The sequence below is a fragment of the Arthrobacter sp. NPDC080086 genome (assembly GCF_040702285.1).
In genome coordinates this window covers 81,519-103,478 of record NZ_JBFBKP010000001.1, presented here as the reverse complement: position 1 = coordinate 103,478, position 21,960 = coordinate 81,519, and the positions used below count along the sequence as shown (strand labels likewise).

Annotated in this window: 25 protein-coding genes; 15 read left to right on the top strand and 10 right to left on the bottom strand. The window is 62.9% G+C overall.

Annotated elements, in window-relative coordinates; all coding sequences use genetic code 11:
* Window positions 1–5 precede the first annotated feature (5 nt).
* Genes AB0305_RS00565 through AB0305_RS00545 form a run of 5 tightly spaced genes read right to left on the bottom strand, consistent with a single transcriptional unit; the run spans window position 6 to window position 3,660 of the window.
* The gene (locus AB0305_RS00565) at window positions 6–986 is read right to left on the bottom strand and encodes an amidohydrolase family protein (RefSeq protein ID WP_366170429.1); all 981 of its coding nucleotides are present in this window, start codon (window positions 984–986) and stop codon (window positions 6–8) included.
* Window position 987: 1 nt separating this feature from the next.
* On the bottom strand, window positions 988–1,677 hold the full coding sequence (locus tag AB0305_RS00560) for a type 1 glutamine amidotransferase domain-containing protein (protein WP_366170427.1): 690 nt from the start codon (window positions 1,675–1,677) through the stop codon (window positions 988–990).
* The gene (locus tag AB0305_RS00555; protein ID WP_366170425.1) at window positions 1,674–2,738 is read right to left on the bottom strand and encodes an NAD(P)-dependent alcohol dehydrogenase; all 1,065 of its coding nucleotides are present in this window, start codon (window positions 2,736–2,738) and stop codon (window positions 1,674–1,676) included. Before AB0305_RS00555 ends, AB0305_RS00560 begins: the two co-directional genes overlap by 4 nt.
* Before the next feature lie 19 nt (window positions 2,739–2,757).
* Window positions 2,758–3,057 (bottom strand): hypothetical protein, encoded by a 300-nt coding sequence (locus AB0305_RS00550; protein WP_366170423.1) that lies wholly within the window; start codon window positions 3,055–3,057, stop codon window positions 2,758–2,760.
* Window positions 3,058–3,090: 33 nt separating this feature from the next.
* A complete protein-coding gene (locus AB0305_RS00545; protein WP_366170421.1) occupies window positions 3,091–3,660 on the bottom strand; it encodes a flavodoxin family protein in 570 nt (189 codons plus the stop codon).
* Between the two features lie 214 nt (window positions 3,661–3,874).
* Here AB0305_RS00545 and AB0305_RS00540 point away from each other — a divergent pair, with 214 nt between their 5' ends.
* The 5 genes from AB0305_RS00540 (at window position 3,875) to AB0305_RS00520 (ending at window position 7,748) form a co-directional block, all read left to right on the top strand.
* On the top strand, window positions 3,875–4,885 hold the full coding sequence (locus AB0305_RS00540) for a LysR substrate-binding domain-containing protein (protein ID WP_366170419.1): 1,011 nt from the start codon (window positions 3,875–3,877) through the stop codon (window positions 4,883–4,885).
* Between the two features lie 148 nt (window positions 4,886–5,033).
* A complete protein-coding gene (locus tag AB0305_RS00535) occupies window positions 5,034–5,402 on the top strand; it encodes an antibiotic biosynthesis monooxygenase family protein (RefSeq protein ID WP_366170417.1) in 369 nt (122 codons plus the stop codon).
* A 20-nt stretch (window positions 5,403–5,422) separates the two neighbouring features.
* Window positions 5,423–6,355: an NAD(P)-dependent alcohol dehydrogenase gene (locus AB0305_RS00530; protein WP_366170415.1), complete on the top strand. Its 933-nt coding sequence runs from the start codon at window positions 5,423–5,425 to the stop codon at window positions 6,353–6,355.
* Entirely contained in the window at window positions 6,352–7,062 is a 711-nt protein-coding gene (locus AB0305_RS00525) for a YafY family protein (protein ID WP_366170413.1), read from the top strand. Before AB0305_RS00530 ends, AB0305_RS00525 begins: the two co-directional genes overlap by 4 nt.
* 311 nt (window positions 7,063–7,373) lie before the next feature.
* The gene (locus AB0305_RS00520; protein ID WP_366170411.1) at window positions 7,374–7,748 is read left to right on the top strand and encodes a hypothetical protein; all 375 of its coding nucleotides are present in this window, start codon (window positions 7,374–7,376) and stop codon (window positions 7,746–7,748) included.
* 36 nt (window positions 7,749–7,784) lie between these two features.
* Here AB0305_RS00520 and AB0305_RS00515 read toward each other — a convergent pair whose 3' ends face one another.
* Window positions 7,785–10,442 carry an EAL domain-containing protein gene (locus tag AB0305_RS00515; RefSeq protein WP_366170409.1) on the bottom strand — a complete coding sequence of 886 codons (2,658 nt, stop codon included), beginning with the start codon at window positions 10,440–10,442 and terminating at the stop codon, window positions 7,785–7,787.
* Between the two features lie 138 nt (window positions 10,443–10,580).
* Here AB0305_RS00515 and AB0305_RS00510 point away from each other — a divergent pair, with 138 nt between their 5' ends.
* The 4 genes from AB0305_RS00510 (at window position 10,581) to AB0305_RS00495 (ending at window position 13,770) form a co-directional block, all read left to right on the top strand.
* Window positions 10,581–10,979, top strand: coding sequence for a hypothetical protein (locus tag AB0305_RS00510; protein WP_366170407.1), 399 nt, complete (start codon window positions 10,581–10,583; stop codon window positions 10,977–10,979).
* Window positions 10,980–11,371: 392 nt separating this feature from the next.
* Window positions 11,372–11,716: an H-NS histone family protein gene (locus AB0305_RS00505; RefSeq protein ID WP_366170405.1), complete on the top strand. Its 345-nt coding sequence runs from the start codon at window positions 11,372–11,374 to the stop codon at window positions 11,714–11,716.
* 49 nt (window positions 11,717–11,765) lie between these two features.
* Complete coding sequence (locus AB0305_RS00500) at window positions 11,766–12,548, top strand: GntR family transcriptional regulator (RefSeq protein WP_366170403.1); 783 nt, start codon at window positions 11,766–11,768, stop codon at window positions 12,546–12,548.
* A 385-nt stretch (window positions 12,549–12,933) separates the two neighbouring features.
* Entirely contained in the window at window positions 12,934–13,770 is an 837-nt protein-coding gene (locus tag AB0305_RS00495; protein WP_366170401.1) for a hypothetical protein, read from the top strand.
* 138 nt (window positions 13,771–13,908) lie between these two features.
* Here the strand turns inward: AB0305_RS00495 and AB0305_RS00490 are convergent, their stop codons facing one another.
* From AB0305_RS00490 to flgA, 4 genes are all read right to left on the bottom strand, one after another.
* A complete protein-coding gene (locus AB0305_RS00490) occupies window positions 13,909–14,604 on the bottom strand; it encodes a response regulator transcription factor (protein WP_366170399.1) in 696 nt (231 codons plus the stop codon).
* 474 nt (window positions 14,605–15,078) lie between these two features.
* Window positions 15,079–15,540, bottom strand: a complete 462-nt coding sequence (locus tag AB0305_RS00485) for a flagellar protein FlgN (RefSeq protein WP_366170397.1) — start codon at window positions 15,538–15,540, stop codon at window positions 15,079–15,081.
* 132 nt (window positions 15,541–15,672) lie between these two features.
* Window positions 15,673–15,993 (bottom strand): flagellar biosynthesis anti-sigma factor FlgM, encoded by a 321-nt coding sequence (flgM, locus tag AB0305_RS00480; protein ID WP_366170395.1) that lies wholly within the window; start codon window positions 15,991–15,993, stop codon window positions 15,673–15,675.
* Between the two features lie 122 nt (window positions 15,994–16,115).
* A complete protein-coding gene (gene flgA, locus AB0305_RS00475) occupies window positions 16,116–16,979 on the bottom strand; it encodes a flagellar basal body P-ring formation chaperone FlgA (RefSeq protein WP_366170393.1) in 864 nt (287 codons plus the stop codon).
* 404 nt (window positions 16,980–17,383) lie between these two features.
* Between flgA and flgB the strand changes: the two genes are divergently transcribed.
* The 6 genes from flgB to flgG all read left to right on the top strand — a co-directional run bounded on the left by flgB (window position 17,384) and on the right by flgG (window position 21,958).
* Window positions 17,384–17,839, top strand: a complete 456-nt coding sequence (flgB, locus tag AB0305_RS00470; protein ID WP_366170391.1) for a flagellar basal body rod protein FlgB — start codon at window positions 17,384–17,386, stop codon at window positions 17,837–17,839.
* Window positions 17,840–18,011: 172 nt separating this feature from the next.
* Complete coding sequence (gene flgC, locus AB0305_RS00465; RefSeq protein WP_366170389.1) at window positions 18,012–18,425, top strand: flagellar basal body rod protein FlgC; 414 nt, start codon at window positions 18,012–18,014, stop codon at window positions 18,423–18,425.
* A 49-nt stretch (window positions 18,426–18,474) separates the two neighbouring features.
* Window positions 18,475–19,125 (top strand): flagellar hook assembly protein FlgD, encoded by a 651-nt coding sequence (locus tag AB0305_RS00460; protein WP_366170387.1) that lies wholly within the window; start codon window positions 18,475–18,477, stop codon window positions 19,123–19,125.
* Between the two features lie 40 nt (window positions 19,126–19,165).
* On the top strand, window positions 19,166–20,377 hold the full coding sequence (gene flgE / locus AB0305_RS00455) for a flagellar hook protein FlgE (protein ID WP_366170385.1): 1,212 nt from the start codon (window positions 19,166–19,168) through the stop codon (window positions 20,375–20,377).
* A gap of 22 nt (window positions 20,378–20,399) precedes the next feature.
* Window positions 20,400–21,137 carry a flagellar basal-body rod protein FlgF gene (gene flgF / locus AB0305_RS00450; protein WP_366170383.1) on the top strand — a complete coding sequence of 246 codons (738 nt, stop codon included), beginning with the start codon at window positions 20,400–20,402 and terminating at the stop codon, window positions 21,135–21,137.
* Window positions 21,138–21,175: 38 nt separating this feature from the next.
* Entirely contained in the window at window positions 21,176–21,958 is a 783-nt protein-coding gene (gene flgG, locus AB0305_RS00445; RefSeq protein ID WP_366170381.1) for a flagellar basal-body rod protein FlgG, read from the top strand.
* The last annotated feature ends 2 nt before the right edge of the window (window positions 21,959–21,960 follow it).

The following is a 21,960-nucleotide window of genomic DNA, read 5'->3' as shown; positions in this document are numbered from 1 at the left end:
CGGCTTCAAGGCCGGCCCCGTTGTGTGAGTCTGTCCCAATTGGCATGCGCGAATTTCCGCTTGTCTTCGTCGCCAAGCGGCAGCGTTTCGACAAAGCGCCGGGCATCCGCGCCGGGGCGGTACTGGTATGGAAAATCTGTCGAAAACAGAATCCGGTCGGGCCCCACCAGTTCGATCGCCTGGCGCAGATACGCCCTGCTGAACATGCCACTGGCAGTCAGGTACAGGTGGTCCCGGACGTATTCGACAAACGGGCGCTGCACTGTGGATACCCGATCGAGCATGGTCAGGCGCTCCAGATAGAACATCACGAGTTCGCCCCAATGACCGAGGATCACCTGCAGACCCGGGTGCCGGTCGAACACACCGGCCACGACCATGCGCACGAACTGCATGCCGGCTTCGTAGTGCCAACCGATGCCGAACGTCGACAGCGCAAGGTCCATCGGCGCGCCTAGACCAGCGTAGTAAGCGTTGCGCACGCCGGCCGGTGGAATCTGCGGATGAATCAGCAACGGCACGCCGAGTGCTGCCGCGCAGGCAAACATCGGTTCGAACATCGCGTGGTCGAGGTTCTTCTCACCGACACGGCCGTAGACGATGGCGCCCTTGCAACCGAGTTGTTCGACGCAGCGCTGCAGCTCTTGCGCGGCGCCTTCGCCGTCGGCAAAGGGCAAGATGGCCAGCGCCTGGAAGCGAGACGGGTTGGCCGTAACAGTTTCCGCCAGGAGATCGTTGACGCGTCGCGCCAGCTCGATGCCGTGATGCCCAAGGTTGTTCAGCCCCGGCGTGGTGAGCGAGAGCACTTGCACGTCGACGCCGGTTTCGTCCATCAGCGCTAACCGCTGCTCGGCCAGGTCGGCGAGCCGCTCACCAAGCTGGCCAGCATTCAGTGTGAGCGTGCCATCGTCGCCGCCGGGCAGCGTGCTCCACGCCTTCCGTACGGCCTCAGGCAACACATGCTCTTCGATGGCGATGATCTTCATGTCAGGCTGTGCCTGTCAGTTGCTTGACCACCGCTTCGCCTACACCGTGTGCCGAGGCCGGATTCTGGCCAGTGATGAGGCGACCGTCGACCACAACGTTGGCTGTCCAGTTGGGAGCGGGCTGATGCAGCGCGCCACGCTGCTTGAGTGTCGTTGCCAGCAGATAGGGCACGACGTTGGTGTACTTGACCTCGGCCTCTTCCTCGTCGGTGAAGGCGGCGACCTTCTTACCGGCTACGAGATGGCTGCCGTCGGACAGCGTTGCGTTGACCAGTGCCGCTGGCCCATGACAGACAGCCGATACGATGCCGCCGGCTTCGTAGATGGTGCGAATCACGTGCTGGACTGCGGGGCTGTCGGCATAGTCCCACATGGTGCCGTGGCCGCCCGCGAAGAACACGGCCGAGTAGCGCGATGGGTCCACCTCGCCAAGCACGAGTGAATGCGCAAGTGCCTCCCGGAACGTGGCGTCATGCCAAAAGCGATCGTCGACCGGATCGCTGAGGTCGAAAAAGTCGATGGGTGGGTGCCCGCCACGGATCGACGCAATTTCTGTGGGAATGCCGGCCTCGTGAAAGACAGCCAGCGGGTGCGTAAGCTCCACCATGGCAAAGCCGGTGGGCTCCCCGCTGTCGCCGCGGATCGGGTGGCTCGTGACAACACACAGAATGGGCTTGATGGTCGCGCTCATGTAGCGGCTCCTGAATGTTTGAGAGAGGCCATGTCGATGACGAAGCGATATTTCACGTCGCTCTTCACCAGGCGCTCATACGCTTCGTCGATCTGTTGGATGGCAATGACTTCAACGTCAGAGACGATGCCGTGCTGCCCGCAGAAATCGAGCATCTGCTGGGTTTCCGGCACGCCGCCAATGAAGGAGCCGGAGATGGCACGGCGGCCACGCACAACGCCTCCGGCATTCACCGGTGTGCCAAGCGGGCCCAGGTAGCCCACCAGCACCAGCACGCCTTCGAGCGTCAGCGTCGGCATATAGGGGTTGACGTCGTGGTCGTAGGGCACCGTGTCGATGATCACGTCGAACCGGTTTGCCACGGCGGCCATCTGCGCGGGATCGGTCGATAGCACGACGTGATCGGCGCCAAGCCGGAAGGCATCATCTTCCTTGCCCGGCGAACGCGTGAACAGCGACACATCGGCGCCGAGCGCCTTGGCGAGCTTCAACGCCATGTGACCCAGCCCGCCCAGCCCGATCACCGCAACCTTGCTGCCTGGGCCCACGTTCCAGCGATGCAGGGGCGACCACGTGGTGATGCCGGCGCACAGGAGCGGCGCCGCACCGGCCGGGTCCAATCCATCCGGAACAGAGAGCACAAACTTGTCGCGGACGATGATCGAATCCGAATAGCCGCCATAGGTGACGGAACCGTCATGCCTATCGATGCCGTTGTAGGTGAAGGTTGGGCCTTCGGCGCAGTCCTGCTCCCAGCCTTTCAGGCAAGGCTGGCAGTGCTGGCACGAATCGACCATGCAACCGACGCCAACCATGTCTCCGGCCTTGAAGCGGATCACCTCGCTACCCACCTGTCGGACCCTGCCGATGATCTCGTGGCCCGGCACGATCGGATACGTCGTGAAGCCGCCGTGGTTGCGCGCCAGGTGCAGATCGGTATGGCACACCCCGCAGAACAGGATGTCGATGACAACATCATCCGCGCGGGGCGCTCGGCGCTCGAAAGCGAAGGGCGCGAGCCCGCTGGTGGCCGATGATGCGGCGTAGCCTGAAACGTTCATGGGGGCTCCGAAGGAAAGGTCAGGAATTGGCCGGTGCGAAGAGCAGTTGCCAGCCCGTGAAGGGGCCGAGCGGGATCACGTCCCAGCCGATGAGGCCGGCCTTGGCGAGCGGAAATTCATTCAGCGCGGCGCGTGCGGCTTCAACCGAGTCGGCCTCGGCAATCAGGGCAACGCCCGGGCGGTCCTGACGGAAGTAGAAGTCGCGCACGATGCCGCCGGTGTAGAGCGTCCAGGCATGGCGGGTTTCGTCATGCATGTGCGGTTGGTATTGCTCCAGGGTGGCGCCGGGTTGCGGGATGTCGAGGCAGAGGAATTTCATGGGAAGAGGTTCCTGTGGATATGCGGTTTGGTATCAGGCCGGCTGTAGCCGGCGCAGTGTCTCGGCCACGCGCTGCCCGAGGTAGGCGGCGGTGTCGAGATCGCTCTGGATGGGGGTGTCGTCGGGGCCCTGGTCGCCATTGGATTGCGCCATCGCGCCGAGCCAACTTCCCAGGCGGTTGAGGTCATGCACCGTGCCCCGGCTGCTGTCGTTGCCAGGCTTCAGGTCCAGCCCCACCCACAACATGCCGTGCTGTGCAGCAAACAGCGCCATTGAGATCAGCGAGTGCAGCTTGTCGCCGTTCTGCGCACCTGAATTGGTGAAGCCGGCTGCGACCTTGTTGCGCCACTTCATGTCGATCCAGGCTCGTTTGGTGGAGTCTTCGCAGAACTGCTTGAAGCGCGCGCTGGGGGCACCGTTGTAGGTGGGGGCGCCAAAGATGATGGCGTTGCTCGCTTCGAGCGTTTCCCAGGGGATATTGCTTTCCGCGACGGGGATCAACTGCGCCACGGCGCCAGTGACACGGCGCACGCCATCCGCCACGCTGTTGGCTTGCCGCGCGGTGTGGCCGTAGCCGCTGTCATAAACGATCGAAATCTGCATCGGCATGTTGTTGAGGACGAAGAGGGCATGAAGAGAGGTGCTTGCCGGCGCCCCGCTTCGGGTGGTGAGACGATGCTACTGTGGAAGGGTATGCGCTAGTGGCGACGGTTTTTCCCACCTTTGTAGAACTGAGTGCTACCAAGCGAGCGCTTTGAACGGTTATGGTTGGCACGCGTATGCCAATGGCGCGCACGCAATCTTTGAAGGGGGGGTCATGAAAACCGACATGCGTGGCCGGCTGGACGGCGTTGCCGTCTTCGTGGAAGCGGTGGAGGCTGGCGGCTTTGCGCGTGCTGCCGAACGGCTTGCACTTTCACGCTCGGCGGTGGGCAAAGCGATTGCCCGGCTGGAGACGCGCCTTGGCGTGCGGCTTTTCCACCGCACGACCCGCACGCAGAACCTGACCGAGGACGGCCAGATCTACTACGAGCGTTGCCTGCGTGCGATCGAGGAACTGCGCGCGGCCGAATCATTGCTCGACTCCGGTAAGCAGGAAGTCGCCGGGCGTCTGCGCGTAACGATGCCGGTGCTGTTTGGTCGCTACTGCATTGCGCCGATCCTGCTCGAGTTTGCCCGCCAGCATCCCAAGCTGGAGCTTGAACTGAGCTTCAGCGACAGGCCTGTCGACATGATCGCCGAAGGTTTTGATCTGGGCATTCGCAACGGGGCGCTGGGCGAGGCCACGGGATTGTGTGCACGCCCGCTCGCTACCCAGCCGAAAGTCTTGTGTGCCGCGCCCGCATATCTTCAGGCGCGCGGCGAGCCGGATTCGATTGAGGCGTTGGCCGCCCACGACGTGCTGGTTCACTGGCGCACGGGCCATCCGTATCCGTGGTTGTTGCCCGATACCGATGGCCGCCTGACCGAAGTCCGGCTGGCATCGCGTCTGCGGTTTGATGATCTGGAGGTGACGGCGGACGCAGCTGTGGCAGGCATGGGCATCACGTGGTTGCCGCACTGGCTTGTGTGCCACCGCATCAAGGCGGGCGCCTTGGCGGTGCTGTGGGAGGATCGACCGGCCGCGTCCATGGACACTCATGCCATTTGGCCGGCAACGGATTACATGCCGCTGCGCGTGCGCCTGGCCATCGACACGCTGGTGGAGAATCTGCCGCGCGCCATGGGTGTGAAGGCGCCCATCGTGCATCCCGGGTGGCAGGCGCAACAACGTGTCACGGCTGGCCCGGCATCGTCTTCAGGACGGGGCAAGCGCCGCACTCGTTGATGTGAGCAAGTTCAGGGCACGCTTGCTCGCTGCACTTATGCGCGAATGATGGTGACAGAAACTGTCCTCACGGGTAGTTAGAGTGGGCTCCACCACGCCGGGTGCGTCGAACGGCGCTTCCCGCGATGATCTCGATGAGGAGTTGAACATGCCCACATTTGAACCGCTTGATCCTGATTTTCCGGTCGCCCGTCAGGTAGAAATCGACGCAGGCCCTGTTGTGATGGTCAATCTATGCACGATGGCGCCCGAGGATGAGGACGCGTTCCTGGCTGCGTGGACCAGCGATGCCCGTTTCATGAAGCGTCAGCCCGGCTTCATTTCCACGCAACTGCACCGTGCCCTTGGCGCCAACCCGACGTATTTCAATTACGCGGTCTTCGACAGCGTGGCCGCGTGGCGCGATGCCTTCCACCATCCCGAATTCCGCGAGCGGCTCCAGGCGCATCCCACATCGGTGATTGCGCGGCCGCACCTGTTTGAGAAGGTCGCTGTACCGGACCTGTGTAAGGCGTAACGCTTCGGGTGTCGGAACATATGCAACGTATTGAATACAGCAGGTATGGCGGACCTGAATGCATGGCCATCGGCGCGTTCGAGCTTTCCCCTCCAGGGCCAGGGGAGGTGGCCGTCCGTGTCAAGTTCGCTGCGATCAACCCCATCGATTGGAAGCTGCGCAATGGGCAGATGAAGATTGTGACGGGCCGCGTGTTTCCGCGGGGCATGGGGATGGACTTTTCCGGAACCGTCATGGCTGTCGGCCAGGGCGTGACACGCTTTCGGTTAGGCGACCCGGTGTTCGGGCTAGCCCGCTTCAAGGAAAGCGGCGCGTTGGCGCAGGCTGTGGTTACGAAGGACGCCTTTCTTGCCAAGAAGCCGGACAACGTTTCATTCGAGCAAGCCGCGTGTCTTGGTACACCGGGCGTCACCGCATGGAATGGGCTGATCGACAAGGCGAAGCTGAAGGCGGGGCAACGCGTCTTCATCAATGGCTGCGCCGGCGGCGTGGGCGAGGCGGCAGTGCAGATCGCTAGGCTTTTTGGCGCAAAGGTGTGGGGCCGTTGCAGCGCGCGCGATATGGACCGAGCCAGGGCGCTTGGCGTGCGTCATGTCTATGACTATCAGGCGACGGGGTTGCCGGACGTTGGTGAGCGTTTCGATATTGTGTATGACACGTCCGCCACGATGCCCGTGTCCGAAGGCGTTGCGCTGTTGCGGCGTGGCGGTGTGTTTCTCGATCTGAACCCCAGCCCGGCCAAGCTGATGCGTGCGCTTGTCGACTGGCGCCTGAAGCCCGTGATTGGCTCGCCTCGGGCAGAGATTCTCGACCGGATCTCTGCGGCTGCCGCCGAGCAGCGATTCCGGATCCCGGTAGGGGTCACGGTGCCGCTGAGCGGCGCCATTCAACTGATCACCGAACTCGAGGCAGGGAGGAAGCTCGGCGGCAAAGGCCTCGTGGCCATGGAGTGAAGGTGTCGCGAAGCCATCGACTATTTGATCTGATGCAGGTGCTGCGTCGGCACCGGCGCACGGTGTCAGGGCAAACGCTCGCGCACGAGCTGGGCGTGTCGCTTCGCACGATCCGCCGGGATCTAGCGACGCTTCAGGGTATGGGCGCCGATATCGACGCCGAGCCCGGCGTGGGCTACCTCCTGCGGCCGGGCTTTATCCTGCCGCCCCTGTCGTTCACCGAAGAAGAGATACAGGCATTCGTGATCGGTGCGCAGTGGGTCAGCCGCCAGACTGACGAGGCCCTCGCCCTTGCCATCAAGAACGCGCTGGCCAAGATCTACGCGGTTCTGCCGCCGGAGATGCGGGTGGCCCTGGATGACGACACGGTATACGTCGGACACCCGCAGCGAAGCGCCGTGCCGGTGGACCTGAGTGAGCTCAGGCGCGCGCTCCGGGAGCAGCGCAAGGTCCGCATCAACCTGCCCGAAGCACTCGCCCCGATTTCAGAGCAAATCGTCTGGCCGATTATGCTCGGCTTCGTCGATGGAAGACGATTCATTGCCGCCTGGTGCGAATCGGATGGTGAATATCGTGTGATCGGTTTGGACGATATTGTCGCGGCCGAAGTGCTCGTCGATCGCTACTCGCGAAGTCGGCGCCAACTCGTCAAGGAGTGGCGCGGTCGGGAGGTGCGGCCGTGTAATGGCCAGGGTGAAGTTTGCTGAGGGTTTAACGTGTCTGAACTGAGTTAGGACGTTTCGAGGGTATTGCCAGATGCTCGGGCACGTACCGACCGAGGCGACGCTTTGATCGGCTGGTCCGATGCGTGCAACGGGACAGCGCGATGTCATCCCGCTCCCCAATTTCATGCACCAATACCTCGCTGCATGCGTTTCAGACGACGGCGCTGGACGACGCCTGTGGCGCAGAGTTGGAACGTGCCCGATGCACGGTAGGACACGTTCTCGCCAGCATCGCTGCGCCAAAGGTTGTCCACAGCACCGCCCAAACCGCATACAGAAATTGACGCAACCGCTTGATGCACAAGGAGTTGTTGCATGATGTAACGGTCGGCATGCTGTGGATAACTCCCGCCCCGCAGAGACACTTCTGCTCGGCGGCACGTTTGCCGAAAACCGTCAAGCCCTTTGTTACGCCGAGGTTCCACGGCATGGCGGGTTATGCACAGAACATGTGGATAAGTCTGTGGGAAACCGCATCCGACCCGCGTGGCGACGGCTTTTGGTCGGTGTTGCTCGCGAATTCGGCACCCGGCGTGTTCGTGAGCATTGCTTCAAAAAAGGATCATCGTGCAACGTTTGATTCCAACCTGATACCGCACCACGGTCCGCCGTTGACCAGACTTCCGGCATGCGACGACGCATCGCCCAATAGAACAATCGCCCAATAGAAAACGGCCCCGCGTTGTCAACGTCGGGGCCGTTTTTTACGCCTGCGCGCGGCTGTGCGCACGCAGCAACGCGTCGATAGCCGGCACCTCGAGCGGTCGGCCAAACAGGAAGCCCTGCACTTCATCGCATGCATGCGCGGCCAGGAAGGCCGATTGCTCAGGCGTTTCCACGCCCTCTGCTGTCACCGTCATGTTCAGCGCACGGGCCATCGCGATGATGGTCTTGGTGAGTGCCACGCAGTCAGCCACTGCGGGCACACCGCTGATGAACGAGCGATCGATCTTGATGTTGTGGATCGGCAGGCTGCGCAGGTACGACAACGACGAAAAGCCGATGCCGAAATCATCGAGCGAGATGCGCACGCCGCGCGCGGTCAGGCTCATCAGCAGGCGCTGCGTGGATAGCCGATCGGCTAGCAGTACGCTTTCGGTCAATTCCAGTTCCAGACGCGATGGTGTCAGCCCCGACGCTTCGATGGCTTCATCCACATCGCGCTCAATCACGCCTGCATCGCACTGGCGCGCGGAGACATTGACCGAGATGCGTCCGGCAAAACCAAAGTTGCGCTCCCACGCTTGCCCTTGCGCGCAGGCCTGCATGAGTGCCCAGCGTCCGAGTTCGAGGATGTAGCCTGACTCTTCCGCCACGGCGATGAACTCGGTGGGCGAGACCGCACCGAGCTCCGGGTCCGACCACCGCATCAGGGCTTCCACAGCCACGAGTTCGCCCGAGGCGAGCGCAAATTTGGGTTGATACACCAACCGTACCTGGCCGCGTGCGAGCGCACGCCGCATGCGCTCGTTCAGCGTGAAGCGGCGCAGCATTTGCGTTTCGAGCGCCCGCGAGTACCGGGCGACGCGGTTGCGGCCGTTTTCCTTGGCGCGGTACATGGCCGCTTCTGCGTGGCTGACGAGCGTGGCCGCGTCGCCACCGTCTTCCGGAAACACTGCGACGCCGATGCTGGCGGACAAGTGCAACTCGCGGTCGCCGCCGGTAAAGGGTTTGGCCAGCGCCTCCAAGACTTGCTGGCTCAGCGAGTCGGCCACATCCGGGTCGTCGATGGCGACGCAGAACTGGTCGCCACCCAGCCGCGCCACGAGGGCTCGCTGTCCGGCCTCGGCGCGGATGCGTTGCGCCGCCAGGTTCAACACCTGGTTGCCGATGTGGTGGCCCATCGCTTCGTTCACGGTCTTGAAGTGGTCCAGACCGATGTACAGGAGTGCGGCTTGTCCGGTGGACGGCAACGTCAGGCGCGCATCCAGCCGTTCGATGAAGGCCGCGCGATTGGGCAGCCCGGTCAGCGAATCCTTGGTCTCCAGCAAACGCAACTGCTCGACGGTCGAACGCTCGGCGGTGATGTCGCTGAAGATGACCAGCACCGCATGCGGCGAAGCGCTGTCCGGCGAGAACATTGGCAGCACTGACTCGCGCAGCCACACGATCTGCCCGTTGGCCGCCGGTACACCCACCACCACATTGCTGATGGCGCGCCCTGTGCGGGACGCCAGCGTGGTCGGCCATGCGGCGCGCGGCAGGATCGCGCCATCCTCGCCGAGCACCATGTCGCTCAGTGCCATGCGCGGCCGGCCTTTCCACGACGTGCCGGAGAGCCGCAGGATTTCTGCCGCGCTGCGGTTGTACGACAGCACGCGACCGTCGGTGGACAGCGTCAGCACGCCCTCGCTCAGATGATTGACGACCAGGCGGTATTGATCGCGCAATTCACGCGCCTGGCGGTATTCGCTCTCCAGGCGCAGCAGTTTTGCAAGCGCGCCGACGATGCCGCCGCACGCGTGGCGCAAGGGGGCATCGTCGACAGTGGTGATGTTGGGCGCGGCATAGAACAGGCATAACAGATCGTCACCGAGCGCCGCGCCGCCTTGTTGAGCGGGGAGGCGGCACAACCACGCCGGCAGCGCCGTGCCGAGCGCACGGGAGAGCGTTTCGCGCAAGGCTGTGGGCGCATTGGGCAGATGGATCAGTTCAACGGGCGCCAGATCGTTCAGTAACGGCGCGATGTGGGAGAGTTCGACATCCGGGTCGTTCTGCCCAGGTGCTTGCTCGCGGTGGGTCAACCGCGCGCGCGCGGCTTGCGTGCCGTAGATCCGCGCCCGTCCGGACACCACGCGCACTACCACGCATAGCGCGCCGGGTAGCGCCGCTTCAAGCGCGCGCAGCGCGGCATGCAGCCGTTCCCCCAGCGATGCGGCGGACGGCAGTGTGGACAGCAGATGATCGAGATGTTCGTGCGGTAGCGCCGCGCCAATCGCCTCCGCGCTCAGCAAGCGCTCGCCAGCCTTGCCGGGCAGTTGGGCATCGAGTGGTAGCGGCAACCCGTGTACGACGACTTGCTGCGCGGGCAGGCCATCAAAGCGTGTGGGCGTGACGGTCAGCCGCACGGCCACTGGTTTGCTGGCCGCCCCTAGGGAAATCAGCGAGGTGAGTTGCGCTGCTGACATGCCAGTTGAGGTGGGCACATCGGTGTTGGCTTCAACGTGGTCGGTTGCGCCGAGCCAGGCCGGCACATCCAGGAAGAAGCGCGAGAAGGGCTCGCCGAGCAACTGATCGGCCGACAGCGCGCGCACCATGCAGACACCAGCCGCATTGGCATACACAATGCGGCCCTCCAGGACGACATAGAGCGGAACGGGCAGGCTTTGCGCCGACAGCGGGTAGGAAAGTTCGTCTTGCATCCCACGCTCCAACCAAGAGGTTGCCCAGGATACTGCGCCACGCAAGCCGCGCGCCGCGAGACGAGGGCTCGCCGGCAGAGGGCGGGGCAATGCCATTCATGATGCGCAAAAGTTGTGAGTCGCGCAAATTGTTAATTTGTGGTCGATACAACACATTTGGACTCGATTGGACTCGATTTAGCGGCAGCCCAGGGCTCGGCTGGCAACGAGCCCGTTAAAGCGGCGTGCGCTGAATCGTTTGCCCTGGACGTAGATTCGGTTCTGCCTGCGGGGTTTTCTGCCGTGGAGAAACGTTGTTCGATCCAGTGCTGCGTGCATTCCAATCCAATGGCACCCATCAATACACACGTGCCCATTGTCACGACGAAATCGGCGCTGATGCATTCGATTGAACGTTCTGGAAAGAAAAAGGTCGTGGTCGCAAACAAGAGGCATCCCAGCAGGCCAAAAACAAAAGCAGAGAGTCGAAACGGCGTGGCAAGCGCGGCTTCATCGTTGTCTCATCCGGCGATCAACCCAGGGGGTGCACCGCGTTGAACAGCCTTTTCTGCCAGTCGCAAATCGACATGCGGCGTCTACGCAAAAGGGCTTTTGATGTCGTGCCCGGGATTGCACGTCTTCGGTATAGCGCGCAGACCTGACTGCATGCGCGGTACGGCGGTGATGTCGAGCAATGGCGCGGATGATGCTGGTCGCGTTGCCAGAATTGCGGGACCCGGTTGCCCTTGCTATGGTGATTGCACTGATGAATTGCAGTGCGACATCGGTTTGAGGCCATCGCGTGGCAGCGTACGTTAATCCGATGCATCAATCGGGCTTTCGGGCGCAATGCTTAGCAGTCGATGTGCCTGAATTGGTTTGACACAGAGTTGTACGCTCGATGGCCCCTCACGTTGTGGGCTCAAGAATGTTGAAATTTCATTTCAGTTATGAATACAATTGATCTAATATCTGATCCACACCAGACTTTATCGGGAGCGCATATGGCGACATACAAGGAATTGATTGCACAAAAGGCTAAGTTGGAGGAGCAGATTGAAAACGCTCGCGCCAAGGAACTGGAAACCGTGATCCAGCAAGTGCGCCAGACGGTTGCCGAATACGGCCTGTCTGCGGAAGACCTGGGCCTGGCACCGCGCCGTGGCCGCCGCGCCGGTTCCAAGGCACCGGTACCGGCCAAGTACCGGGATCCGAAGACGGGCGCAACGTGGTCGGGCCGCGGCCGTGCGCCGGCCTGGATCGGCAAGAACCGCGACAAGTTCCTGATCGCCTGATCGGACTGACCGCGCCCAGCGCGCGCGTCAAGCTCGGATGGCCCACCCTATGGTGGGCCGTTTTCATTGGCGCGCGCGATCCACGTTCCTGTATAACGACGGCATGACGCCTCGCCTGCCCAAATACCTTGAACTGGCCGATCGTATCCGGCTCGACATCCTGCACGGTGCGTTGCCGGCCGGCAGCGTTGCGCCCAGCGAGAACGAAGTCGCCCAGCGCTATGGCGTATCGCGGCTGACTGCGCGCCGCACGCTCAATGAACTGGCGGCACGTGGGCTGCTCAAGCGCTCGCGCGGGCAACGCAGTGTGGTGCTCGATCGCGTGGGGCCGCATCGGTCGGTGCTGTACGCGCCAGGCCAGTCTGACGCTGCGTTGGAGTACGTGCCGGGCGCCGTCTATACGGTGAGTGTGTTCCGCCTGGAGCAGGCCGATGAAACCGTAGCCACTGCGCTGGGTTTGGATGTGGGTGCGCAAGTGGCTTTCGTGGAGCGCCGCGCGCAGGTAGGCGGCCAACCGATTATGCTGCTGCGCACGTGGCTGACCTCCCGGCTGGCGGCCATGCTGGAGGCGCGCGACTTTGAGGACCGCTTGTTCGTGCAGGTGTTCCAGCGCGCCAATCTGACCATCGCGCGTTCGCGCGAGGCGCCCCTGGCCTGCGTGGCCGATGCCCACCAAGCCGCCCAGCTCGACGTAGCGATGGGCGTACCGCTGGTTCGCGTGCGCCGCATCGGCTATAGCGGCGCCGACGTGCCGATCTCCCTCACCTATTGCGATTTCTCGCCCGAGCGCTACACCCGCGAAGTCGACATCCGCGTGTTGCAGAACGATTGAACCAGCGCTGCGCCAGCACGGTGCAGAAACCGCGCCACATACCCCTGTGAGGGGACTTGTCTGCCTGGGGTAGTCAAGCTGGGCAGCGCCGCTTTTTCATCCAAGCGCCCATTTGCTGTGTTGTGACGCCGTCGTGCTGCACTGGCACGGCTGTTGCATTGACTCGCCCCGATTGTGCGGGGCGGGTTGAGCCGCCTTCCCCGCGAAGCAATCCACTCAACCGCGAATAACGGTCTTGGCCGGAAGTATTCGGGTTGAGGAGATCGATGCCTGCCAAGGCGCGATCTGGCCGGACATTCGCCCAAAACCTATCTAAAGCGGAAGTGCGGGACGAATGCAGATGGATTCTTTTTTGTGATTCACCACTCGGGGGAAATCAAACACTATGACAACACATCAGAAGACGGCCGCGGCCAAACTCACTGCCTGTGCCTTGACGGCAGTCGCGCTGTTGATGGGGGCAGCCGATGCGGGGGCAGTGGAATGGAGCGATACCTCGATCGGCTATCGCTACGGCACGCAGTTTGCCGAGCCGTTTGTGGGTGACGGCATTCACAAGAACATTTTCAACTTCACGCACGCCAGCGGATACAAGTACGGCACGAACTACCTGAACGTCGATTTCCTGCAGTCGGACAGCAAGGACGCCAACGCGCAGGAAGCCTATGTCGTGTATCGCCACACGCTCGATATTGGCAAGGTCTTCGACAAGAACCTCAGCGCTGGCCCGATTCGCGGCTATGGCCTGACCGCTGGCTTTGACTGGAACACCAAGAATGACCCCGGCTATGCGTCGAAGAAGCGCATGCTGGTGGTCGGGCCGACGGTGATGATGGATGTGCCGGGTTTCCTGAACATCAGCCTGCTGATGCTGTGGGAGAGCAACGAGCCGGTCGGGGTCACGAGCCGCTACCACTACAAGGCCCACCCGATGCTGAATGCGGCATGGGGTATCCCCATCGGCTCGACGGGTCTGTCGTTTGAGGGGTATGCCAACTACATCGCGGCCAAGGGCAACAACGAATTCGGCGGCGGCACCGCACCGGAGCTGAATATCGACGCCATGCTGATGTACGACCTGGGCACGCCGTTGCATCTGGGCAAGAACACGCTGCGCGTAGGGATTGAATACCAATACTGGCGCAACAAGTTCGGCAACCCGGCATCGGTGCCGGGCTCCCTGGCAAAAACGCCAATGGTGCGCGCCGAATACCACTTCTGATGGGCCACAGCCGGTAGTTGAGGTATTGGCGGGCTGTTTCCTTGTCACCACCCGCGTGTCGACAGCGCGGGCGTGGGTTGCCAACGGCGTCCGAAGATTCGGGCGCCGTTTTTTGTGGTGCAAGCCAACCGAGAGCCGTTAGCCGGTGCGCGCTAAGCGCACGGGAGGCTCGGCCGGTTGTGGCGAGTTCAACAGCATGGCGCCGCGCTGGGTGGCCACGAACACCGCCTCCGTTCGGCTGCGCACTTCCAGCCGGCGATACAGCGCATTGATATGCGCCTTGGCTGTCGCCTCCGAAATGCTCAGCATGCGGCTGATGGTTTTGACCGGGTGCCCGCGCGAGAGCAGCACGAGAATCTCATATTGCCGCTGGGTGAGCCCCAGTAATGCGGAATCGTCATGGCCATTGGATGCGCCAGCCGCCGAGGATTCAGCGCGGGCCAACACAACGGAGGCGGGCACATAACGGCCGCCGGCCAATACCAATTCCAATGCTGCAGCAATCAATTTTCCGGAATAGCTTTTCAGCAGATAGGCAGAAATATTCAATTGCATGAGCGCACGCACGTGCGCCGCTGAGTCGGTTTCACCCAGCACAGCAATATGTCTCGGATGCGGCTGTTGCAGCAGCCGAGAGAGGGCCGGCAGATCGTCGATGCCCGGAATGGGCAGGCCGATCAGGGCCAGTTCGGCGTCCGCATGCGCCGCAAGGTTTTCAAAAAGCGCCTCGTCCGGCTCGACGCTGACGACCTCGGAAATGGCCGGCAAGGACTGCAAAACGTGGGTGGCACCGGCACGCACCAAGGGGTGTGCCTCGACTACGATTGATTTCACTGCGCCGCCTGTCTGGTTATGGTTGTTTGCCCATGACCGGAATCAGCCGTTGCCTCGTCCATTTGGGTCGGCGCGATCCAAATACATACAGACGTGGCTGGTGGAAATGCAATGGCGCGCGGTTTCGGTATGTTTCCCCGTTCAACCGGTGGTCACCGCAGTACGGTGCCGCCGGGCCAAAACCTTGCTACGCCATTCAGGCGCAATTTCCTTCCGGTTTTCTTGTTTATGTCGCCAGGCGCGGAGGATATACCCCGCTAAAATCCGCAGAATAAATCCCCAGCATGCTTGTTGCACCCATCAATGGGATGTAAACCTTTTTGTTTACCCTGATCGGATGTGTGCTAGACCGGTATAGATATCAGGATCAGGCGGGAGCAGCTAGCCCCACTTCACGCCCATTGACTCGGGGCGAAATTGGGATCTGCGGTGGCGTAGGACAGGCGGGGAGCGTGGCGGCGGTGCCGCCGGGGCTTACTGCGCGACGACCGAGAAGCGCGGCATTGAAAGCGGCTGCTTGCCGTCGCGGCCGTAGGGGGTGCCGCCGCCATTATTGGCTGCGTGCAGGACAGACAGCGCGTTCTGCGTGGCACGCAGGCGCAGGTCGATCAGGGTGCCGTTGTCGATATTGCGCTGGCGCAGGGCGCGGGCCAGGGCGAGGTTCTCGTCGAACAGGCGGCTGGCGGTTTCATCCGAGCGCAGGTATTTCACCAGCCCGTACGGATCAGCGCCGCCGTGCTGCGCCCACCAGAGGCGGCGTTCGCGGTCGGCTTCGCCCAGGGCGGTGAGCTGGTTCTGCTTGGTTTGAGTAATGCGCTCGAGCTCGGCCATGTCGCCATCGCGCAACGCCTGGCTTTCGGCTTCCAGGGTTTGGGTGGCGGCGCGCAGCAGTTCCTGCTCGTCGGCAAGGGTGCGGATCAGCAGCGTGTTATCCATGGTGGCGACCTATCAGCGTGGGGAGCTTGGGCAGCCGCCGGCCCGCATGGGCTGAGCGCCACCCCGCCGCGATCAGCCCATGCGGGCCGGCGGCGTCATCAAAAATGAGGGACAGGCGCGGGAAGTGCCCCGTCAGGCCTTCTTGGTTCGTGTCGAGAGCAGCGACTGCGCGTCGGAAAGTGCCGCATCGGCGATCTTGCCGGCGTCCATCTTCAGCGTGCCATTCTTGATGGCGGCGCGAATTTGTTCGACGCGTGCTGCGTCGAAGTCGCCGCTGCCCACTTGGCGCGAGACTTGTTGAATGGAGAGCGACGGGGTGTCGCCACTGTGGCGCGTCGAGCCCGCAGCCGTGTTGCTGGCCGACGGTGTGCTCGTGGCGCGGGTCGACCCGGACGTGGCGTCCTTGGCCGGCACCACGGCGGGCGCGTTGTTGACGATATGGTTGATTTTCACAGGTGTCTCCGAAGAGCGCGTTCATCCTATCACCCATATCGGCCAACCCCGGGCCAAACTTTAGCGGCGGAATGCGATTGCACATCACACTGTGAAAGTGATCGATTCGCATCAAGCTGGGCTCAAAACTGCACGGCGACCACGCCAACCGACTGCGCAATCCCCGAGATGACGTTGCCGTTGGCGGTGCGTACCTGCGCCACTTGGCCAATGGCCGCCTGATTCAGTGCTCGCCCGTCACTTGTGACTTGAAAGCCACCTCCGTCGGCGACGAGTTTGACGGTCTGGCCCGCTTGCACGGCAATGGGCAAGCGCAGGCTCTCGGCGCGCAACGGCTGGTTGGGCGCCACGCTGGTGACGAGCACGCGGCCTACTACGTCGGCGGGTTGCTGCACCACAGAAGGCGGCAGCGCAGACAAGTCGCCCGTGCGCGCTTCCAGATCGCCCATATCGAGCGTCTTGCCCGGCGACAACTGGTGTGCGGCCACGTAATACGTTCCGCTGATCTGAATCGTGGCCGGCACCCATGCCGCCCAGGCGTGCGGCGAACGGCAGCGCACGCCCACTTGTATACGGCCGCGCAGGCGGTTGGCAGCGGGCAGCATCAGGTCGATCTGGTCACACGGCTGGTTGGCGATGCGCGGGTCGATGGGGCCGACTTCTACCGAGGCGCGCGGGGCGCCGGCGTCGTTGGTGCCGCCCAGGATGTCCAGTTGCGATTGCAGTTGCTGCTGAATCTGCATCTGGATGGCGGTCGGACCCGGGATGGTCGTAGCCGGCTGGTTGGCGGCGGCTGGCGCATAACCCACGCGCATCATGCCCTGGGCGCGCGCCAGGATCGGGTGCGCCAGGCTGGCGAACACGCCCAGCGCCAGCATCAGCAACAGCTTGCGTTGGCGCGCCGCAAAGGGAATGGCGACGGCCCGCGCGCGCCGGGACACGGCGAATGTCGGGTGGTGCGCGCTGCGTGCAAACCGCTGTGGCATGGCAAGCCTCCATCAAAAGTCCGGTGAAGTGTAGCCACGCGCGCGGAAGAGCCAAATGCGGAAATGTCGGCCAATCCCCCCCTTATTCGGACGAATGCACTTGCGCACCGGCCCCTAGACTTTGCAACGTGGTGAAGTCCCTGGCGTTGCGCGGTATCTGGTTTTGTCTCGCGTGACCTGCTCCGGTGGCCGTGTTCGTGGCGGCCGCGGGAATCGCAGACAGTCCTTTTCCACTGAGGTGCATGACGGCAACTCAGCAGCACGCGGTAACAAGCGGTTTTTGGAGACGGCATCGGCGGTTTTGAAGGGGCCGCCGGTGCCGCAGTCTCCACCCCCAACGGAATTTGGAACACAAACCCGGCGGGCGCGCCAGCAACAGGGCGCCGCGCGCAAGGAATACAGACATGGTCGACAAGCTGGATCAGTTGTTCGGTTTTCAGGAGCAGGCGCTGCGGCTGCGTTCGCAGCGGCACCAGCTTCTGGCGTCGAACATCGCCAACGCCGATACGCCGAACTACAAGGCGCGCGACTTCGATTTTCAGTCTGCGCTGCAGAACGCGGTCGGCCAGCAAAGCGGCAACAGCCTGCCGATGATGGCAACGGCAGCAGGCCATTTGACGACCACCGGCGCCCCGGCAGGCGATGTGACGCCGATGCAGGCGTCGCTATCTCAGCAGACCAAGGCGCTGCAGGGTGAGGTGCAGTACCGCACCTCGCAGCAGCCGTCCATTGACGGCAACACGGTGGATATGGACGGGGAGCGCATGCGCTTTGCCGACAACACGGTGCGTTACGAGGCCGACCTGAACATCGTGACGCAGAAGATCAAGTCGATGCTGGCGGCTATCCAGAACAGCTAGCACGGCGTACAGGGCAAGACGACTGCGCAGCAGCCAGGCGCGGCGAGAAAGAGGGGCGGGAGTGATGTGGCGCCCCGGGCCAGGCAGATCTGGCTCGGAGCGCGCCCTCACAACGGCAGATCAGACCCGGCAATTGCGCCGGGCACAGTATTCAGAAGACAGCGGAACCAACATGTCGCTATTCAAGGTGATGGATGTGGCTGGCAGCGCGCTCACCGCGCAGTCCAAGCGCATGAACGTAGTGGCCTCCAATCTGGCCAACGCTGAGAGCGTGACCGGGCCGGACGGCACGGCCTACCGCGCCAAGCAGGTGGTATTCACCCCCGCGCAGCAGACCGACGGCGATGCCTATGCCACGGGCGTGTCGGTCGACCGCGTGGTGGAAGACACCGTCACGCCCATGAAGCGCATGCACCAGCCGGGCAATCCGCTGGCCGATGCCGATGGCTACGTGACCATGCCCAACGTGGATCCGGTAGAAGAAATGGTCAACATGATTTCCGCCTCGCGCTCGTACCAGGCCAACGTGGAAGTCGCCAATACCACCAAGACGATGGCCTCCAAGGCCCTGACCCTGGGCCAATAACCGCCATTTCTAGCGACGCCCACCATAGCGAACTACGCGAGAGACCAACATGACCGTCAGCGCAACCAGCAACACCAGCAGCACCACGAACACCGGCAACCAGCTTGCTATCACCAGCGGCACCGATCTGCAGAACACGTTCATGCAACTGCTGGTCGCGCAGCTGAAGAACCAGGATCCGCTCAACCCGATGGACAACTCGCAGATGACCTCGCAGTTGGCGCAGATCAACACCGTCAACGGCATCCAGCAGTTGAACACCACGATGACCAACATGGCTACGCAGAACGCCGCCACGCAGGCATCGTCGCTGATCGGGCGCAGCGTGCAGGTGCCGTCGTCGTCGCTCACGCTGGCATCGGGCACGGCCAACTTCGGTATTTCGGTGCCCAACGGTGCAGACGACGTGGTCGTCACCATCAAAGATGCCAACGGCAACACCGTGCGTTCCGTTGATCTGGGCCAGATGGCACCGGGCAGCGGCAGCTACGCCTGGAACGGCAAGAACGACAGCGGCACTACGGTGGCCGACGGTACGTATTCGATTTCGGTCTCCGCCATGCTGGGCGGCAAGACCACCACGGCCAACGCCACGGGCGCCGACAAGGTGACGGGCGTGACCATTACCAACGGGACGACGCAGCTGCAACTGGCCTCGGGCAACACGGCCAAGCTGTCGGACATCACCACGATTCAATAACGCGGCGAACACCGCTTCCATACTTTCTCGGGAGAACACAATGGGATTCCAGCAAGGCCTGAGCGGTCTCGACGCCGCCTCCAAGAACCTCGACGTGATCGGCAACAACGTCGCCAACGCCAACACCGTCGGCTTCAAGAAAGCGACGGCCGAGTTTGGCGACGTGTACGCACGCTCGCTGGTGGGCGCATCGGACACCCAGATCGGGCAGGGCGTGAGCGTGACCAACGTGTCGCAGTCGTTCACGCAGGGCAATGTGACCATTACCGGCAACCCGCTGGACATCGCGATCAACGGCACGGGCTTCTACCGCACGGTCGATACGAGCAGCGGTCAGGTGTCGTACACGCGTAACGGCCAGTTCCACACCGACAAGAACGGTTTCATCTTGTCCGCCACGGGCCAGAACCTGACGGGCTACGGCGTGGACAGCGCCGGCAAGGTCAACACCGCTGTACTGACCAACCTGCAGATTCCGGTGAACGACCTGGCACCGCTTGCCACCACGAACACGACGTTCGGCATCAACCTGGATGCGGCCGCAACCCCGCCGACCACCACGCCCTTCTCGAACACCAACTCGGCGACGTTCAACCACTCCGTGTCGGAGCAGGTGTACGACGGCACGGGCACGGCGCACATGCTGACCAACTACTACGTGCGCACCGCCACTGGCTGGGACGTCTACTCGCAGGTGGATGGCAACAACCCCACCGGCGGTAACCCGCTGACGTCGCTCACGTTCAACAGCAACGGCCAGCTGACGTCTTCGCCCAGCAAGGTTGCCGTGGCGTTCGGCGGCATGAGCATCGCCAGCATGGACTTTACGGGCACCACGCAATACGGCGGTGGCTACAACGACACCGCGCCCGGCGTCGCGCAAGACGGCTACGCCACGGGCCGCCTGGCCAGCTACTCGGTCGGTACCGACGGTATCGTCACGGCGCGCTATTCCAATGGCCGCACGGCCACGCTGGGTCAGATCGCCATGGCCAACTTCAAGGCACCGGAAGGCCTGCAGAGCATCGGCGGCAACCAGTGGGTGGAAACGTCCAACTCGGGTGCGCCCAACCTCGGCACGCCGGGCATGGGTTCGTTCGGCCTGCTGCAGTCGTCGGCGGTGGAGCAATCGAACGTGGACTTGAGCCAGGAGCTGGTCAACATGATCGTGGCCCAGCGCTCGTACCAGGCCAATGCGCAGACCATCAAGACGGAGGATACGATCCTCCAGACCTTGGTCAGCATGCGTTAAGCCATAGCAGGAGCCCACCACAATGGATCGTTCGATCTACGTGTCGATGACTGGCGTGAAGCACCTGTTCGACCAACAGGCGGCCAGCGCCAACAACCTCGCCAACGCCAGCACGACGGGTTTCAAGGCCCAGATCGATGCGTTCCATTCAGTGGGCGTGCAGGGCGACGGTTCGCCCACGCGCAGCTATGTGATGGCCTCGGCCATCGGCACGGACCTCACGCCTGGCCCGATCGAAACCACTGGCCGCAGCCTGGACGTGGCCATCGACGGGCAAGGCTTCTTTGCCGTGCAAACGCCGGATGGCAGCGAGGCCTACACCCGCGCCGGCACGTTCCAGGTAGGGCCGGACGGCACGATCCAGACGCTCTCCGGCCAGCCCGTGCTGGGTGACGGCGGCCCGATCACGCTGCCGCCCGATACCACGGTGCAGTTTGCCAAGGACGGCACGGTCAACGCGATCAGCGCCGACAACCGAACGCCCCCCGTGGCGCTTGGCCGTCTGAAGCTGGTGAATATCGAGCCTGCCAACATCGACCGCGGTACCGACGGCCTGTTCCGCCAGCGCGACGGCCAGGATGCCGCCGTGGACGAGAAGGTGCGCATTACGGGCGGTGCGCTGGAGGGCAGCAACGTCAATCTGACCGATTCGCTGGTCAACATGATTGAGATCTCCCGCCAGCTCGAGATGCAGATGAAGTCGCTGCACACGAGCGACTCGAACGCACAGTCGGCCAATGAACTGCTGCGCCACGCCTGATCGGCTGGCGCATAACTGAATCAACCAAGGACTCGAACATGATTCGCTCCCTGTGGATTTCCAAAACCGGGATGGACGCGCAGCAATCGCAGCTGGACGTCATCTCGAACAACCTGGCGAACGTCAACACGACGGGCTTCAAGCGCTCGCGCGCCGTGTTCGAAGACTTGCTGTATCAGAACGTGCGTGAGCCGGGTGCGCAGTCGTCGCAACAGACCACGCTGCCCTCGGGCATGCAGATCGGCACGGGTGTGCGCATTGTCGCCACCGAACGCCTGCACACGCAGGGCAACCTGCAGCAGACCGGCAACTCGACCGACGTGGCCATCAACGGCAACGGCTTCTTCCAGGTGCAGATGCCGGACGGCACGCTCGCCTACACGCGTGACGGTAGCTTCCAGGTCAACGCGCAGGGGCAGCTTGTGACGGCCGCGGGTTACCCGGTGCAGCCGGCCATTACCGTGCCGCAAAACGCAACCAGCCTCTCCATCGGCAAGGACGGCATTGTGACGGTCACCACGCCGGGCTCGGTCAACAGCACGCAGGTGGGCACGTTCCAACTGGCCAACTTCATCAACCCGGCCGGCCTGCGCAGCATGGGTGAAAACCTCTACGCAGAAACCGAAGCGTCGGGCACGGCCAACCTCGCTAACCCGGGCTCCAACGGTATCGGCGCGCTCAACCAGAACTACGTGGAAACGTCCAACGTGAACGTGGTGGAAGAGATGGTCAACATGATCCAGACGCAGCGCGCGTACGAGATCAACAGCAAGTCGGTGCAGACGTCCGACCAGATGCTCGAAAAGCTGTCGCAGCTCTAAGC